General features: G+C 63.0%; 20 protein-coding genes. 12 read left to right on the top strand and 8 right to left on the bottom strand.

The genetic code is table 11. The features are described from left to right. Positions 1-32 precede the first annotated feature (32 nt). Entirely contained in the window at positions 33-1226 is a 1194-nt protein-coding gene (locus tag AC1DIP_RS20210; protein WP_477734868.1) for a glycoside hydrolase family 26 protein, read from the top strand. Positions 1227-1616: 390 nt separating this feature from the next. On the opposite strand, the gene AC1DIP_RS20205 is transcribed toward AC1DIP_RS20210, so the two are convergent. Then, on the bottom strand, positions 1617-1823 hold the full coding sequence (locus tag AC1DIP_RS20205; RefSeq protein WP_441859922.1) for a hypothetical protein: 207 nt from the start codon (positions 1821-1823) through the stop codon (positions 1617-1619). A 359-nt stretch (positions 1824-2182) separates the two neighbouring features. Between AC1DIP_RS20205 and AC1DIP_RS20200 the strand changes: the two genes are divergently transcribed. After that, entirely contained in the window at positions 2183-3115 is a 933-nt protein-coding gene (locus AC1DIP_RS20200; protein ID WP_441859920.1) for an ABC transporter ATP-binding protein, read from the top strand. Continuing rightward, the gene (locus AC1DIP_RS20195; protein WP_441859919.1) at positions 3115-4353 is read left to right on the top strand and encodes an ABC transporter permease; all 1239 of its coding nucleotides are present in this window, start codon (positions 3115-3117) and stop codon (positions 4351-4353) included. The genes AC1DIP_RS20200 and AC1DIP_RS20195 overlap by 1 nt, the downstream gene beginning before the upstream one ends. 108 nt (positions 4354-4461) lie before the next feature. Here AC1DIP_RS20195 and AC1DIP_RS20190 read toward each other — a convergent pair whose 3' ends face one another. Continuing rightward, a complete protein-coding gene (locus AC1DIP_RS20190) occupies positions 4462-4668 on the bottom strand; it encodes a hypothetical protein (protein WP_441859917.1) in 207 nt (68 codons plus the stop codon). A gap of 96 nt (positions 4669-4764) precedes the next feature. Between AC1DIP_RS20190 and AC1DIP_RS20185 the strand changes: the two genes are divergently transcribed. After that, positions 4765-4947 (top strand): hypothetical protein, encoded by a 183-nt coding sequence (locus AC1DIP_RS20185; RefSeq protein WP_441859915.1) that lies wholly within the window; start codon positions 4765-4767, stop codon positions 4945-4947. 60 nt (positions 4948-5007) lie between these two features. Then, positions 5008-5481, top strand: a complete 474-nt coding sequence (locus tag AC1DIP_RS20180; RefSeq protein WP_441859913.1) for a hypothetical protein — start codon at positions 5008-5010, stop codon at positions 5479-5481. A 272-nt stretch (positions 5482-5753) separates the two neighbouring features. Here the strand turns inward: AC1DIP_RS20180 and AC1DIP_RS20175 are convergent, their stop codons facing one another. Continuing rightward, complete coding sequence (locus AC1DIP_RS20175; RefSeq protein ID WP_441859911.1) at positions 5754-5897, bottom strand: hypothetical protein; 144 nt, start codon at positions 5895-5897, stop codon at positions 5754-5756. A 29-nt stretch (positions 5898-5926) separates the two neighbouring features. Continuing rightward, positions 5927-6190 carry a hypothetical protein gene (locus AC1DIP_RS20170; RefSeq protein WP_441859909.1) on the bottom strand — a complete coding sequence of 88 codons (264 nt, stop codon included), beginning with the start codon at positions 6188-6190 and terminating at the stop codon, positions 5927-5929. Between the two features lie 51 nt (positions 6191-6241). Here AC1DIP_RS20170 and AC1DIP_RS20165 point away from each other — a divergent pair, with 51 nt between their 5' ends. Together AC1DIP_RS20165 and AC1DIP_RS20160 are read left to right on the top strand one after the other, a co-directional pair. Further along, entirely contained in the window at positions 6242-6589 is a 348-nt protein-coding gene (locus AC1DIP_RS20165) for an SdpI family protein (protein ID WP_441859908.1), read from the top strand. Between the two features lie 229 nt (positions 6590-6818). Next, positions 6819-7307: a DUF2306 domain-containing protein gene (locus AC1DIP_RS20160; RefSeq protein WP_441859906.1), complete on the top strand. Its 489-nt coding sequence runs from the start codon at positions 6819-6821 to the stop codon at positions 7305-7307. Positions 7308-7383: 76 nt separating this feature from the next. Here the strand turns inward: AC1DIP_RS20160 and AC1DIP_RS20155 are convergent, their stop codons facing one another. The 3 genes from AC1DIP_RS20155 to AC1DIP_RS20145 all read right to left on the bottom strand — a co-directional run bounded on the left by AC1DIP_RS20155 (position 7384) and on the right by AC1DIP_RS20145 (position 8311). Beyond that, the gene (locus AC1DIP_RS20155; RefSeq protein WP_477734867.1) at positions 7384-7725 is read right to left on the bottom strand and encodes an NUDIX hydrolase; all 342 of its coding nucleotides are present in this window, start codon (positions 7723-7725) and stop codon (positions 7384-7386) included. Continuing rightward, complete coding sequence (locus AC1DIP_RS20150; protein ID WP_441859904.1) at positions 7701-7982, bottom strand: hypothetical protein; 282 nt, start codon at positions 7980-7982, stop codon at positions 7701-7703. Before AC1DIP_RS20150 ends, AC1DIP_RS20155 begins: the two co-directional genes overlap by 25 nt. Positions 7983-8110: 128 nt before the next feature. Further along, the gene (locus AC1DIP_RS20145; protein ID WP_441859903.1) at positions 8111-8311 is read right to left on the bottom strand and encodes a hypothetical protein; all 201 of its coding nucleotides are present in this window, start codon (positions 8309-8311) and stop codon (positions 8111-8113) included. A gap of 308 nt (positions 8312-8619) precedes the next feature. On the opposite strand from AC1DIP_RS20145, the gene AC1DIP_RS20140 reads away from it, so the two are divergent. From AC1DIP_RS20140 to AC1DIP_RS20120, 5 genes are all read left to right on the top strand, one after another. After that, positions 8620-9216 carry a recombinase family protein gene (locus AC1DIP_RS20140; RefSeq protein WP_477734866.1) on the top strand — a complete coding sequence of 199 codons (597 nt, stop codon included), beginning with the start codon at positions 8620-8622 and terminating at the stop codon, positions 9214-9216. A gap of 372 nt (positions 9217-9588) precedes the next feature. Then, positions 9589-10497 (top strand): DNA-processing protein DprA, encoded by a 909-nt coding sequence (gene dprA, locus AC1DIP_RS20135; protein ID WP_477734865.1) that lies wholly within the window; start codon positions 9589-9591, stop codon positions 10495-10497. A gap of 404 nt (positions 10498-10901) precedes the next feature. After that, a complete protein-coding gene (locus AC1DIP_RS20130; RefSeq protein WP_477734864.1) occupies positions 10902-11927 on the top strand; it encodes a DUF4192 domain-containing protein in 1026 nt (341 codons plus the stop codon). 182 nt (positions 11928-12109) lie between these two features. Beyond that, positions 12110-12262 (top strand): hypothetical protein, encoded by a 153-nt coding sequence (locus AC1DIP_RS20125; RefSeq protein WP_171059168.1) that lies wholly within the window; start codon positions 12110-12112, stop codon positions 12260-12262. 374 nt (positions 12263-12636) lie between these two features. After that, on the top strand, positions 12637-13983 hold the full coding sequence (locus tag AC1DIP_RS20120; protein ID WP_477734863.1) for a ParB/RepB/Spo0J family partition protein: 1347 nt from the start codon (positions 12637-12639) through the stop codon (positions 13981-13983). 328 nt (positions 13984-14311) lie between these two features. On the opposite strand, the gene AC1DIP_RS20115 is transcribed toward AC1DIP_RS20120, so the two are convergent. Next, positions 14312-14539: a DUF2188 domain-containing protein gene (locus tag AC1DIP_RS20115; RefSeq protein ID WP_477734862.1), complete on the bottom strand. Its 228-nt coding sequence runs from the start codon at positions 14537-14539 to the stop codon at positions 14312-14314. Positions 14540-14849: the final 310 nt, after the last annotated feature.

Here is a 14849-nt window from a genome sequence, read left to right as displayed (position 1 = left end):
CTGTGACGGGGGATCAGCACAAAGGGCGCGCAATGACCACGCGTCGTGGGGTCGTGATGGACAGGCTTAAGTCCTGGGCACTTCCGATTGGTGTGGCGGTGGTGGCCGCCGGTCTGGGCGCTGCCAGCATCACGGGTGCCTTGGCGGACCGCGACCGCAAAGCCCAGGAAACAGCGGCGAGCCAAAGCGCTGCCGCCACCCCCAACTGCGAGGCTGCGGACCGGAACACCCTAGTGCCGGCGTCGGGCGCGTTGTTTGGGGTGAACCTGAACCTGGACGCCAAGCCGCTGTCCCAGTACGCCGCTGATTTCGGCCATAAACCCGCCGTTAGCGTTTCCTTCGCCGATTTCCCCTACACGGATCAGGAGCGGACCCACCTGCAGCAGGCCGCTGCGCAGATCCGCGGCGACGGGCACATGATGCTGCTGACGCTTGAGCCCAAGCAGGGGCTGGCCGCCGTCACTCCCGAGGTAGTGAACGCCCTGGTGAAGGACCTCGCGTGGATCAACAGCCAGGGGGTGCCGGTGATTGTCCGCCTTGCCCATGAGATGAACGGCTCCTGGTACCCCTGGTCGCAACAACCGCTGGAGTACAAGCAACTGTTCACGCGGGTGGCGGACGCCGTGCACAGGGACGCCCGGGGGTTCGAGGCCGAGCCCGGCACTGCGGATTTCGCTGCCCTGGACACGGACCACGACGGCGCCCTCACCATGGCGGACGATCCCTACGCCCCGTACTACCCGGGTGATGAGGCGGTGGACTGGGTTGGCATGTCTTTGTACCACTGGGGTGCCAAGTACCCGTGGGGCGAGAACGAGATCCCGGAGGCGGACAAGTTCACCCAACAGCTCACCGGAACCTACAACGGCGCCAACGGCGATGACAGTCTGCTGCCCGACTTCTACGGCACCTACGGCAAGGACCACAACAAGCCGGTGGCCATCCCCGAAACAGCTGCCCTCTACAACCCCGCCGCCGGTGGCGCTGCAGAGGTGGACATCAAACGCACTTGGTGGGAGCAGGTGTTCAGCCCCCAGACCCACGCCCAGTTCCCCAACCTGAAGATGATCAACTGGTTCGAATGGGACAAGAACGAGGCGGAGGTCAACGGCAGGATCGACTGGACCGTCACCAACAGTCCTTCAATCCGTGACGCCTTCACCGCTGCGCTGCCGGACTGGCTGCACTACGGGACAGGCACCAACTGCCGCCCGGCTGGCACATAACGCTACCTTGTCCTTCCCCAGGGCCTTGTGCCTTTTCCGGCTCTGGACGGTCGGGCCCGATGCTTCGCAACCGCTTTGCGCAAGGTTCCGTCGGCAGACTGTGAGGGGGTTTGGATCGCTGGACCAGGCGTAGCTGGTTCCGGGGTCGGCGCCCACGACACCGAGGACCGCTGCCGCATCCTGCAATCGCTGGTCACCCAGGGAAATCTCACAACCGCGGCACTGGAAGCCGCTGCCCTGGGCAGCACCATCGAAGCCTTGACCGCCGATGGCCAGCGAATCCTTACTGCCCACGACCTGCTCAGACCAGGTGGCGGCTAACAGGTCGCTATACGCCAACGCGATCCCCAGCTGTTGTTGCCCGGCGTCTCCTGAGCGGTGTGTCTTCTGTTACTCGGCGAGCTTTGCCACCGATTGGGCCCAGATGAAGAACTTGTTGGTGCCAAGGTCTTTGACTGTTTTGATGTTCAGCGCTTCTTTCAGCTTCTGGGCGTCGCCCTCGGAGAGCCCCTTCAAGGCCTCGACCGGCGCCTTGGCCAGCTCATCGATTCCTTTGTCCAGGTATTCCTTATCGAACTTCGCATTGATTCCAGCCACAGCTTCTCCTGACGCTCGTTAGGTCCCGAAAGTGCCGGCGCGGCACAGGCCATATTCAAGCACGGGCACATGCCTCGGCAACACCCTGGCGATGCCCAAGCCAGAGTTTGGGCACAAGGGGTAAGGGCCGGCAGCGGTGTTGGAGGGCCGCATTCGCCGTCTCATGAATGCCCCGTGCTGCCGGCCCCTGTCCCATTTGCAAGGTCCTGCCCCCAACCGCGGGACCTTGTTCTCCACGCTAGAACCTCTCCCGCAACGACCACCCACGTTGGCCACAAGGTTCGCTCAAGACTCCAGTAGGAGTCTCCTCTACGCATGCCGGTCAGCGCCGGACGCACTGCCAGAGATAGGCTGATTCCATGACGTTGGGGGACGCGGCGGAGCCGCTTGTGCACATTCAGGACTTCCGCATGGACTTCGGGGACACGACAGTCATCAAGGACCTGTCGTTCGATGTCCATGCGGGGGAGACCTTCGGTTTCCTGGGCAGTAACGGGTCGGGGAAGACCACGACGCTGCGGGCCCTGCTGGGCATCTACAAACCCACTGCCGGCATCCTGCACATCGGCGGGAAAGTCTTCGAACCAAGTGATGGGGCCCGGCTCGGGTACCTGCCAGAGGAACGCGGCCTGTATAAGAAGGAACCGGTCCTGGACGTGATGGTCTACTTCGGCCGGCTCAAGGGCCTTCCCAAGGCCGCCGCCCGGTCCTGGTCGGAGAACTATTTGGAACGGGTCGGAATCCCGGAGAAGGCCAAGACCCGTTTGGACAAGCTCTCCGGCGGGCAGCAGCAGAAGGTCCAGCTGGGCGTGACCATCATGAACAACCCGGAGCTGCTGATCCTGGACGAGCCCACCAAGGGCTTTGACCCGGTGAACCGGCGGCTGCTGATGGACATCATTGAAGAGCACAAACGGGCCGGAGCGACCGTTATCATGGTCACCCACCAGATGGAAGAGGTAGAGCGGCTCTGTGACCGGGTGATCCTGCTTAAGGACGGCGTCTCCCGCGCCTACGGCACCGTCGAAGAAGTCCAAGAAGAGTTCGGCGGAACCGTCTACCGGGTGAGCTACGACGGCGTCCTGCCCGCCTCTGACCTGTACGAGGTCATGGCCGCCAGTGACGGCCGGGCGGAACTGACACCCGGGCAGGGGGCGTCCGAGGAGAAGGTCCTGCGCGAGCTCGTCGAGGCAGGCGTCAGTCTACGGTCCTTCACCCCGGCGCGGATCTCCCTGGACGAGATCTTCATCAAGGTTTACGGCGAGCAGCACGAACTGGCGGAGGCAAAGTAATGGCACTGGCACGGCACAACCTCGGAACCGTCATAGGGTTCGAATTCGTCAGGACCATCAAGAAGCGCGGCTTCGCCATCGCGACCCTGGCGATCCCGGTCCTGCTGATCGTGGTGTTCGCCCTCATCTACGCTTCCAACACCAGCACTCACGCCACCGCGGACGCGCAGAAGAACGCCAAGTTCTCCTTCACCTACACCGACGCCTCAGGGATCATTCCCGCAGCCGGCGCCCAGGCTGCAGGCGGGACTCTGGCCTCTGATTCGGCGGCGGCGATTGAGGCGGTGAAGAGCGGAACGAGTGAGGCTTACTTCGCCTACCCGGCCGACCCCGCCAAAGAACCGGTGAAGGTCTACGGGGCGGACAAGGGCATGTTCGAGAACGGCAAATACGAGGCGGTGGCGAAGCAGCTGCTGGAGGCCTCGGCCCAGTACCAGGTCAAGAACCCGGGCCTGGCCGCTGCCCTGACCGGGACGGTGAAGTTCGACTCGGAGACCTACAAAAATGGGCAGATTGCCGCCGGGGTTGGGGGAGTGATCCCGCCGCTGCTGTTCCTGGTCGTGTTCTACCTGTCGATGATCCTGCTCTCGAACCTGATGCTGAACTCCACGCTGGAGGAGAAGGAAAACAGGGTCACCGAGATGATCCTGACCACCCTGAACCCGACGACCCTGATCACGGGCAAGATCATCTCCCTATTCATGGTCGGGCTCGTGCAGATCCTGGTGTTCCTCGCCCCGGTCGGGCTGGCCTACCTGTTCTTCCGCGACTCCCTGGCCCTGCCGGAGATGAACCTGTCATCCCTGGTCTTCGAGCCGGGGCCCATGCTTATCGGGGCGCTGCTGCTCATTGGCGGGTTCACCGTCTTCACCGGGGTACTCGTGGCCATTGGGGCGATCATGCCGACCGCCAAGGAAGCCGGCACGATCTTCGGGCCGCTGATGGCCATGATGTTCATCCCCTTCTACACATTCAGCATGGTCATCTCCAACCCGGAAGCTCTCATCGTGCAGGTCTTCACCTACTTCCCGCTCACCGCCCCGGTCACCGCCCTGCTCCGCAACGGCTTCGGCACCCTCAGCCCGCTCGAGGCAGGGATCGTCATCGTCGAGTTGTTCGTCGTTGGGATCCTCATCCTGCGCCTGGCCGTGCACCTGTTCCGGTACGGGTCCATTGAGTACGGCCGCAAGCTCTCCATCGCCGGGACCTTCCGCCGCAAAGACCTGGCCACCACCTGAGGCCCGAAAAAGGGGTTGGCTGCCCAAAGGCTGGTACACGGCCCCAAGCCCTTACCGGCAGCTATGGGGATCGCGTTCCCTCTATCGGCGGTATGGGTCGTTGGGGGACTACTTTGAAATGTCTTCAAACGCCGCTTTCAACAGGAAGAGGTCTTTTTCAAATGCTTCACCCTCCCCGTGGATCAGGGCGTGAAACTCCGACGGCCCGGCACGGCCTCCGTAGTCCTGGTACTTGCGCCAGAGGTCCACAAAGTTTTCGGGGCGCATTGCCACGAACTCCCTGGCGATCTCCTGCGCATATTTGGTCCACTCCATGCTCAAGATTACTTCCGGGCACCGCCCAACCGGAGCCAGTTTCCTCCATGAGGATGCTGGTGCAACGGCAGCCATGACTGCGGAAACTGGAGGCACATGAAACTCACTGCCTACATCAAAGACGCCGCAGATGGGTGGTTTGATCTTCGGACGCTTGAGCTGTCGGAGTTGCAGGCCACCGCCCACAGGGTTGAGGACATTCCGGAAGCAGTGAGGGAAGCCGCGGCCAAAATAACGGGCAAGCCCGCTTCGGAATTCGACGTCGAGGTCAGCTACTAACCTCTACGTCAGGATGTGGGCTGTCCTCCTACGAAAGTGCCGGGAAGGATTGCAGGAATTATGCCCGAGGCAACCTCGAAACCTTTACTGGTCCGGACTCTGATGCCCGCCCGATACCGTGCCTTGCTGGCCGCAGTTGGCCTCGCGGCCGTGTCGGTTCTGGTGACCATGACTCCGTGGCCCGGGTTGGCCGTGGTGATCGCCACTGCCCTTGCTGCTGCCATGATGATGACTGTTCGGATTCGGCTGGAGCAAACGTGCCTGTCGATCCGGGTCGCCGCCGTATTCGGAACCACCATCCCCTATAGGGACATATCTGCCGTCTCCGTGGGACCAACCACAGGAATTGTCCAGGGCATGGGTTTGCGCTTACTCCCGGGTGAAGGCACGGGCTACCTGGTTGGCGGCCCGTCTATCCGCATTCGAAGCGGCAACACCACGATCATTGCCTCATGCGCTGCGCCCGAGGAACTCGTTTCCCTCATCACCTCGCGCATTACGGGGCCAACGAACGCAGCAACCAGTCCACGCTAAGGCACCCTACGGGCGGGCAGGCATGCCTGCCCCCATTCGGCGGCTTGCTTTCCTGCGGCGGCGCCTACACGGCAGTCGCACTCCTCTGGCCCCGTGAAGCCGTATTCCATCAGGCCGTTGGACCCTGTTGAGCTCCTGATGGTCTGGACAGCTTTGGGGCACCTGCGCCATGTCAGCAGGCCTCTTCAATTTAGGAGCAGCAGTGCCGGCAGAAACCTTTTCATTAAGGCCGGCAGGTTAACTGCGCGACTGAGTCCTTTGCAGCTGGGCTGTCACTGGTCCTCCTTGCGGCGGCTGTGAATCTGGCCGCCGCACTTGCCCTGGATGACTTCACCGGATGAGGCAGCCTCTATCGCCGGCTCGCCGGGGTTCTCTTGCTTGCCGGCATGGCCGTTGCCGTCGCTGCCGTTACCCACTGCCGGTTTACTTGGTCTGTCAGGCCCGGTCAGTTGCTGATCCTTCCCGCGGCCTTGGCCGTGCTGCCGTTCTTCTCCGGCGTGCAGGCAGTCGAATCGACAGTCCTCACCGCCATCCTTGTCGGAAAACTGGCCGGTAAAGCGCACAAACGCTCACAGAGCGGTATCTCATAAGCCTTGCGACTCACGACACCGATGTAGGGGATATAGGATCCCGTGACGACGTAAAAACCCAGAATGCTCTCGACGGGATAGAGGCAGTCCTCCGCGACGGAGGGAAACGCCTGCTTCATCCCGATAGGATTGGGAACGCGCCCGACACCAGGGCCTAGTAGGGAGACCGTGTGGACTGGATCGGCTATGTCGTTGGGATTTCCTGCATTGTTCTGGGGATAATCTTCGGACGTATTGCAGCAGCAGGCAGGCGTCAGAGCCTTCCACTTAGTCCTTCGGTCGGATTCCGGACCACTAAGAGCCTCGCTTCGGACTCGAACTGGCGTCAGATGCACCTCAAAATGGCGCCGGTCATGGTTCGCCTCTCGTGGATACTCTCGCTGAGCGGCACTCTGACCTTGGCACTAACCCACCTGACGCCCATAATCCCAACAGCAGCATTCCTGGCCCTAGTCGCCGCTGCCATCATCGTCCAGCGCCAGGTCACTCGAGTGGACTCCACGCTCCCCCCTCGCTAGACCTAGCGGGTGCCTCGAACACATGGCTCCGTCTCGAAACGCATGGGATATGAGAAGTCCCACTCGCTCTGTCGCGCATGGTTGTGACTCGCGGCGATAAGTGGCGGTGTTTTCGCGGCGATGTTTGTCGCATCGTTGTTGCGGGGTGGGTGCGGAGGTCGCGAAACAGGGGACCCTCAGAAGAGTCAGGTCGGCGGTGAAAGGAATCGGGATCCGCTAGGCTCCGGGCATGCCTTCCCCCTGGACTATTCTGATCTCTCTACACGCCATTGCCGCCAGCTACGCGCTGATCTTCGGAGCCGTGAACCTGCTACGACGGACGAAAGGAGACAGCGTTCATAGGACCGTGGGTCGAATCTGGGTTGTAGCTATGTACGTCGTAGTTCTGACCTCGTTCGGAATCAGGACCATCGACGGTGGGTTTAATTGGCTTCACGCACTCTCAGCGCTGACGTTCTGCACACTGACGGCAGGACTGTGGGCCATCTGGAAGAGAAACATCAGGGCCCACCGGGGGTTCATGACCGGAAGCTACTTTGGCCTGCTTGGAGCCTTCGTGGGCGTTCTCGCAGTGCCATCGCGCCGCATTCCCCAGCTCGCCATCCATGAGCTACCCCTCCTGGGGCTGCTGATCCTGGTTCTGCTCGGCACAGCGGCAATGACAATCTTCGGTATCGCCCAGCTCCGCAAAACACGAACGATCTCAAGCGCCCGTTAGCCGATCCTTCAGTTAATGGTCGCGGGACGCTTCCTCTTTGGGGCCGGAGCACGTTAGGGCTGATGCGCCGCAGCTACTAAGGTGCCACTAGAAGTTGGCGGATGCAATCACGTAGATCTGCAAGAACTTCCGTTTTGGGATTGCTGCGTGCGAGAGCTGCAAGGCCGCGGCAAGCAAGACCAGCGTCGGTGAGTTCTCCGCTGACAAGAAAATCCATGAGTTCCGAGATAGGAAGAAGGTGCACGTGGCCGGATTCAGACTCATCCCAAGTCGTTACAAATTCTTCGGATGCGTTAGCCGCGATTACAAGATGCTTACGTCGTGACGAGTTTGCAGCAAACCATTCTGAACCAGCGTAGAAGGCTGATTCTGGGTGGTAGCCGGTTTCTTCTCTTAGCTCTCGAAGCGCTGCATCCATGGGTTGCTCGTCGCTATTGAGGTATCCCCCGGGGAGTTCGAGGAGTGACTTCTCGGGTCCAACGCGGAACTGTTCGAAAGGACGACGTGGCTTGCTGCGGGTGTGAATGCAAGTGTCGCTGCAGAGTCACGGCCGGCAATGACGTCCCAGTCGGTCACGGCTCCACTTGGTTCTTCATAGGTTTGACGGTTGATCGTCACAAAGCCTTTGTAGGCGGTCGTCGTTCGGATCTTCTTCCAGGTGTCGCTGGCAAGCACAGTTCTCCTTCTCGGAGTGGTTAAACAGTCTCGATGCCTGACGCAACGACAACCGAAGCTGGCACGCCCAAGGCAGCGAAGGGAAACATGACGGCAACAATCGGCAGTGACCGTGAAGACTTACCTGACTATGAAGGGCTGGGCTTTTCAGCCGCGCGGTTGGTCAGGACTGCTTTTGAAGCAAAGACAACGCCTGCCAGAAGAAGAATGACGGCCGAAAGCACGAGATACCAGGTGCCGGCGGAAGCCATCGCGGTATAGACGCCTAGGAGAGAAAAAATAACTGCCCCCAGCGACCAAATGAGCGTAGCTCTCTTGGAGTTATTCATGAGCCAAGCGTAGGCCAAAGGCCAGATCGTGCGGCCTGCTGGCGGGGCCGAGCGTGGTTCCAGTGCTTGGCCCCGCACATTTTTTCAGAACTTCAGTTGCGGTTGTGGCCATGTGCTGGCCGAGGGAAGAGCTGACGACGTCTCGAAAAACAACAGCTTTTCAAGACACTGACCCCGAGTCTCGGGAGGGCCAGCGCCGGCCGCGCAAGCGGGCGGAATGACCGGGTACCCGGCGTCTCGTAAAGGCGTCTCGCGGTAAATCGTCCCGCCGCGGGTGCATTGGGGGCTTTTCGAGTCAGAATTTCTTTGTGAGGCAATTGGGTTACACCCGCGTGAGTACTTCCAGCCAGGACGCCCAGCTGCAGCTGGATGCACTGGTCGCCGCTGGTGTGCAGAAACGTGATGTCTTCGCCGATGTGACCTCCGGAAGCAAGACAGCGATCGAACGGCCCGGAATGAAAAGGCTCCTCGAGTACGCCGAGGAAGGCGACACCGTTGTCGTGTGGCGGGTCGACCGGCTGGGTAGGTCTCTGATCGACGTCCTGAACACCGTCGCCCTGCTCCGCGGCCGCGGTGTCCAGATCCGGTCCATCTCCGATGGCATCGACCCTGCGAGCTCGACCGGCCGGTTGATGTTGAACTTGCTCGCAACCCTTGCCGAGTATGAGCGCGAGCTGATCACCGAGCGGGTCAACGCCGGCATCGCGGCCGCCCGGCAGAACGGAACCCGCTTTGGTCGGCCGTTGTCCGACCCCACCGTCATCGCGGACAAACTCGCGGTCGCCCAGGATGCCCGCGCCAAGGGCCGCACCGCCGAGGACGCCGCCTGTCTCGTTGGCTGGAGCCGCGCAACGCTCTACCGCCACCAGCAAGCCCATGCTGCACGCGAGAGCACCACGACCTAGACCGGGGTCCACGCGCTGAAGGTTCCGGTTTTCGGCCTCCTTAGCCAGCGCCTGGGTCTACTGCTCGGACCTCGCTTCGCTCGGGCTGTAAAGGCGTTTTTCTGTTTTTGCTGCTGTCCTGCGGATCGTACGTGCCCGCTCCACCGGCTCAACCGTCCTGCGGACGGCTGCGCAGCCGATGCCTTGTGTCGGCGCTTCGCTTATTTCCTCCCACAAGCCATCAGCTGCTTGCCCTTCGGGTTGCCCCGGTTCCGTCGGGCACAGCTACGCGTTGCTCCGCCAGCAGGCAAAAAACGCCCGGGGGAGAGGGGACGCTGGCCGGTCACCAAGGCCGCCCGCTCACCGGATCCTCAGCAAAGGACGAGAGAAACCATGAACGATCGCATTGCACGCGCCGCCCTGACCCGCCTCTTCGAACCCGGCGACCGTGTCGGTCTTGCCCTCGTGGGCAGGCTCGGCGCGTACGCCGCACTGCGGCTTGCCACCGGCGCCCAACCCGCCCACACCCTCCCGGACATCTCGGCCGAAGAACTGTCAGGTGCGTTGAAGCGCTGGGCGCCCCGCGTGCCTGACCTGGACCCGGAGAAGGACCTGGCCACCATCGAACGGCTGGGCGGAGGGTTCCTTATCCCGGGGGATGAACACTGGCCGGAAGGCCTGGACGACCTGCCCGACGCCCCATACGGGCTCTGGTACAGGGGCAACATCGACAACGGCATCCCAGCACCTTCGAAGTGTGTGGCCCTGACCGGGTCCCGGGACTCCACCAGCTACGGCGCCTCCGTGACAGGGGACATGGCATACGGGTTGGCGCAGCGTGGAATCTGCATCGTCTCGGGCCTTGCCTACGGCATCGATGCGAACGCGCACAGGGCCGCTTTGGCCGGAAGTCAGGGAGACGGACCTGCGACGCTTGCGGTGCTGGCCGGAGGCCTTGACCGGGACTACCCGTCCGGCAACGCTGACCTCGCGGCCGCGATCCGCGGCAACGGCCTGACGCTCTCAGAACTGCCGCCCGGTTCCGCCCCCACCCGGTACAGGTTCCTGCAGCGGAACCGCATCATTGCCGCCCTCGCCGGGGTGACCTGTGTCGTGGAAGCCCGCTGGCGCTCAGGGGCGCTGAACACGGCCCATCACGCGGAGACTATCGCCCGGCATGTCGCGGCAGTCCCCGGGAGCGTGCACAGCGCCAACTCGGCAGGATGCCACCGGCTCCTGAGAGAAGGGGCGGCGGTGCTGGTGGCCGATGCGGCCGAACTGGCCGAACTCCTCGCAGGCTAGTTCCTTTGAAGGTGGCCGTCCCCTTTAAGGGGGCGGTCACCGCGGGCGGTCCGCCGTCATGGCCGGGTTGCGCCGTGGGTTGGCGCCGCCGGACCGCCGTTTCGCACAGGTAGTGCCGGCGGCCCGGGGGCGCGCGGCCGGCGAAGTCTGGGACACCGGTTAGCAGATCCGGGGTGCTGAGGAAGGGTTCGCAGGGCTCACAGGAAAGGGCGTCCGCTGGCGCTCCTTCGTCGCTGATTTCCTCCGGGAATTTCCCACCCCTTGCCCTGCGGGTAGACAGGCCTCCGTCGGCCACAGCTCCGCAAGCTTCGCCAGCAGCCAAAACAACGGTGGGGGAAGGGAAGCTGGCCGGTCACCAAAGCCGCCCCACCCACGATCATCCTCAGCAAAGGACTCTCAAAACCATGACTGATGCAATCCGCATTTCCAGCCCCGCCGACATCCTCGGTTTCATCCCGCACTCCCTCGGGTTCGTACCGCGTGAATCCTTCGTGTTCCTGACCATGCGGGGCAAGACGCTGGGCGCGACACTGCGCGTCGACGCTCCCGCGTCCGCGGAGCCTGCCGGGTTCGCCGCCTCCATGACGGAGTACCTCGCACTGGACACGCAGGCCACGGCGGTGCTGCTGGCGATCTACACGGCCACCATCCCCGAGCCCGGGAAGGAGCGCCCCTTCCACGACCACGTCGAGGCCGTCATCGAGGCGCTGGACAGCGCAGGTACCCCGCTGCAGGACGCCTGGCTGGTCACACCGTCGCACTGGCAAAACCTGCTGTGTGACAGCGAAGCCGGGTGCTGCCCGCCCGAACCGCTCGAATCCATCACCGACGGACAACTGAATGCGGAACTGGTGTTCCGTGGCAGCAGCTACCAGAAGACTCCCGGCACCAGCTACGCACCGTTCGCAGGCCCGGCAGACAGGGAGGAGCAGATCCGTCACGCGCTCCCGGGAGTGCTCGGCGCAGAGCTGACTCCGGGCCGGGAACTGTGGGCCCGGACCCTGACCCGGGGCGGCTGGTTGGACCCGCAGACCGCGGTGGAGCTGCTGGCGTGCTTCCAGCGTCCGGACCTGCGCGACACATTGTTCTGCAACGTGATCGACCCGGAGGCCCCAGACGCCGAGGGAAGCGGGAATCTGCTCGTGGGGGAGGGGATCGCCCCGGACTGGGACCGCGTGGACCGGGCGCAGGAAACCGCCCGCGACCTCATCGACGCCGCGCCGGAAGGGTACCGGGCGCCCCTGCTGACCCTGATCGGCTGGCTGGCGTACCTCAAAGGCCAGTCGTCGGTAGCCGGAGACCACTTCAAGCTCGCCCTGACTGACACGCCGGGCTACCGGCTCGCGGAACTCATGGACCAGCTGGTGAGCCGAGGAACCATCGCCCCCGTCGCAAAGAACCAGGCAACCGCCTACAAGCGGCACCGCTAAACGGATGGGGCCGGGCCGGGAAAACGGTTCGGCCCCCTCGGGTGCGGTGGCGGCCTCCCCCGCATGCGCTCCTCCGGCCGCCGATCACGCTGCCGCGGGCGCAGCCCCAAAGCCGGAAACGGGACGGACGCCGGGCTACAGTGGAAAAGGAACACGATCCACTAAGAGCCTGGGGGCAGCACATGAGCCACGAGTACATCCTGACGGACGACGACGCAGCACCTGCCGACGCCACGCATGCCCAGGACATCCTCGAGCTCTCGATGTTGACCATGCCGCAGCCAGGCGCCCCCATCGTTGATATCTCCTGGGAGAAATCCCCTCTGGACCTGTAACTTGATGCAGCAATGGCGCTGCAGCACTGGTTTTCCTTTTGCTGAGGGAAAACTGAGGCCGGCCCCAAGGGGCCGGCCTCAGCCCTTTAAACCGCGCTCCTTCGTCGCTGATTTCCTCCGGGAATTTCCCACCCCTTGCCCTGCGGGTAGACAGGCCTCCGTCGGCCACAGCTCCGCAAGCTTCGCCAGCAGCCAAAACAACGGTGGGGGAAGGGAAGCTGGCCGGTCACCAAAGCCGCCCCCGGCACCGAATTGGTCCGCGCCCGCACCCGTTCCCAGCCGCTTGACAGACATAGAAGCGTCGGAGGGAGAGGGGGAGCTGGCCGGTCGCCTTGATCGCCCCAACCCACCCACGTCTCTGCAAGGACAAAACCATGAACGCAACACCCACGCTCGAAATGCTCGACCCGGCAACCCTCACCGTTGACATCAACGTCCGCAAGGATGCCGCCCTGACCGCCGATTTCATCGCCAGCATCAAGGAACACGGCGTGATGGAACCCGTGATCGCCCACCGCAAGGACGACGGCACCGTGCACGTCCTGATGGGCCAGCGCCGCACCCGCGCCGCCGTCGAAGCCGGACGGCCCCTGATCCCGGTAATGATCATCGACTCACCCGAGGAAGCCGAACGCATCGTCACGCAGGTAGTGGAGAACATCCAGCGCGCCGAACTGACCGAAGCCGACGAGGCCGACGCCTACCACCAGCTGTCCCTGATCGGTGTCTCCGCCGCCGCGATCGCCAAGAAGACCGGACGGACCAAGACCACCGTCGAGACCGCCCTCAAAGCCAAGTCCACCGAGACCGGAGCCGCCGCCCTGGGCAAGGGATACACCATCGAAGAAGCCCTGATTCTCGCGGAATTTGAGGACGACGAGGAAGCGACCGCCGAGTTGGAGTCGGTCATCATGGACGAACCCGACATGCTCCTGCACGTCACCCAGCAGCTGCGCGACAAGCGCGACCGCGCCGCCGCGCTGGCCGCGCTCACCGCAGAGCTGGAAACAGCCGGAACCATCGTTGTTCCCGAATGCGGGTACGGGGAGGACAGCGAAACCCTTCGGGTCACGTCCCTGAAAAGGGCAGACGGCGAACCGGCCACCGACGAGGACGCAAACGCCGTTTACATCGAGACGGACTATCGCGGCGAGCACTCCGCCGTCGCCGTCGTGACCGGCTGGAAAGACTTGGGCTTCACGCTCCGCTATTACAGCGGCTACGGCACATCATCGGCCCCCAAGGGCCCCATGACCGAGGAGCAGAAGGCCGAACGGAAGACCCTGATAGAGAACAACAAGCTGATGCAGTCCGCAACTGTGGTCAGGCGTGAATGGGTCAAGAACCTGCTGGCGAAGAAGCAGGCCCCCAAGGGCTGGCAGTACTTCACCCTCCATGCGATCACCCACCACGCCGAAACCGCCAGCGGTTACGAGGGCAAGGTGGCCGCTGAAATGGTCGGGGCGAAGTTCGAAGAATCCAACCAGTGGGCGTGGAACCCGCTCAGGGACCACGTCGCCAAAACCACCGCACGCCCGGAGTTCGGACTGATCGCGCTGGTCTGCGCCGGGTATGAAAAGACCATCCAAAAGGACTCGTGGCGCTCACCGAGCCAAACCCACCGGGACTACCTGAATCAGCTGGTCACATGGGGATACACCGCATCGGAGACTGAGCAGATCATCATCGACAGCGGCGAAAAGACCGAGAAGGCCGGATAGACCACGGCTCCCTGTGCCGGGTGGCGGATCCCGAACCCCGCCCGGCACAGGCCCCAATCACCGAAGGAAGGCCAGGAACCTTCCAGAAGTCGGGCGGTCCGCCGCCCAGGGCGAACCACAGCAACCACTCACCAGCGGCGAACCGCCGTCCTGCGCCGGCAACCAGGACCGCAAAGCAGGAGCCGCGCTCCAGCAATGAGGCTGGGAAAGACCACGGCCATCACTTCAGTTAGACTGACCATAGATTTCTTGCAGAGAAACCCGAAAGGAGCCGGCACACGCCGGCTCCTTTCCGGGTTAACCGGGAGTCCCGAAGCTGGGAGCTGATTTAGCCCGGGACGTTCCGGGGATCGTTGCCATAACTGTTCTTGGAGCCGATCTGGCCATCCTGGTTCTTGATCACGTGCTCCACCTTGTCGGCCTGGGCAGCTTCCCGGCCTGCAACTACCGCTTCATCCTTGGTACCGTAGCCAGCGCCGAACGCGCGTCCGGTGCCCTCACGCGTGTTCTTCCAGACACCGTCTTCGTAGTACGTCTCGATATCGCCCTGAGCCACTGCACACTCCCTCTGCCGTCGGTACCCCGACATCTGCTGCGCAAATGCGGATAACGAAAAGCCCCGCAGCACGAAAACGTAAAGCGGGGCCTTCCAGGTCGCGCTCCGCCTGATGGGGGCCAGGCGAAGAACTCCCACCAAACTAATAGCAAGCATGCTTACTTTCAAGTCAGACACGTTCCCCATGGTCCACACCATGCGTTGTCGGCGCACCGCCCGACGTGGGCAATATTTCTTCAGCCGGGACGACACCCACTCAGCCCTGCCCGTCAAGGCCGGTGCGCACGTCGCCGTTGCTGGTTCGAACCTT

The sequence above is a fragment of the Pseudarthrobacter sp. 05T312 genome, assembly GCF_056396685.1.
The sequence above is the reverse complement of the archived record's forward strand: the minus strand, read 5'-3'. Positions and strand labels throughout refer to the sequence as shown.

Excerpts from the sequence above, each read along its gene's own strand:
- AC1DIP_RS20210 (WP_477734868.1), top strand. The coding sequence starts at position 33 with ATGACCACGCGTCGTGGGGTCGTGATGGACAGGCTTAAGTCCTGGGCA.
- AC1DIP_RS20180 (WP_441859913.1), top strand. The coding sequence starts at position 5,008 with ATGCCCGAGGCAACCTCGAAACCTTTACTGGTCCGGACTCTGATGCCC.
- AC1DIP_RS20145 (WP_441859903.1), bottom strand. The coding sequence starts at position 8,311 with ATGAATAACTCCAAGAGAGCTACGCTCATTTGGTCGCTGGGGGCAGTT.
- AC1DIP_RS20120 (WP_477734863.1), top strand. The coding sequence starts at position 12,637 with ATGAACGCAACACCCACGCTCGAAATGCTCGACCCGGCAACCCTCACC.
- AC1DIP_RS20155 (WP_477734867.1), bottom strand. The coding sequence starts at position 7,725 with ATGGATGCAGCGCTTCGAGAGCTAAGAGAAGAAACCGGCTACCACCCA.
- AC1DIP_RS20185 (WP_441859915.1), top strand. The coding sequence starts at position 4,765 with ATGAAACTCACTGCCTACATCAAAGACGCCGCAGATGGGTGGTTTGAT.
- AC1DIP_RS20195 (WP_441859919.1), top strand. The coding sequence starts at position 3,115 with ATGGCACTGGCACGGCACAACCTCGGAACCGTCATAGGGTTCGAATTC.
- AC1DIP_RS20125 (WP_171059168.1), top strand. The coding sequence starts at position 12,110 with ATGAGCCACGAGTACATCCTGACGGACGACGACGCAGCACCTGCCGAC.
- AC1DIP_RS20160 (WP_441859906.1), top strand. The coding sequence starts at position 6,819 with ATGCCTTCCCCCTGGACTATTCTGATCTCTCTACACGCCATTGCCGCC.
- AC1DIP_RS20190 (WP_441859917.1), bottom strand. The coding sequence starts at position 4,668 with ATGGAGTGGACCAAATATGCGCAGGAGATCGCCAGGGAGTTCGTGGCA.
- AC1DIP_RS20130 (WP_477734864.1), top strand. The coding sequence starts at position 10,902 with ATGACTGATGCAATCCGCATTTCCAGCCCCGCCGACATCCTCGGTTTC.
- AC1DIP_RS20170 (WP_441859909.1), bottom strand. The coding sequence starts at position 6,190 with ATGAAGCAGGCGTTTCCCTCCGTCGCGGAGGACTGCCTCTATCCCGTC.
- dprA (WP_477734865.1), top strand. The coding sequence starts at position 9,589 with ATGAACGATCGCATTGCACGCGCCGCCCTGACCCGCCTCTTCGAACCC.
- AC1DIP_RS20200 (WP_441859920.1), top strand. The coding sequence starts at position 2,183 with ATGACGTTGGGGGACGCGGCGGAGCCGCTTGTGCACATTCAGGACTTC.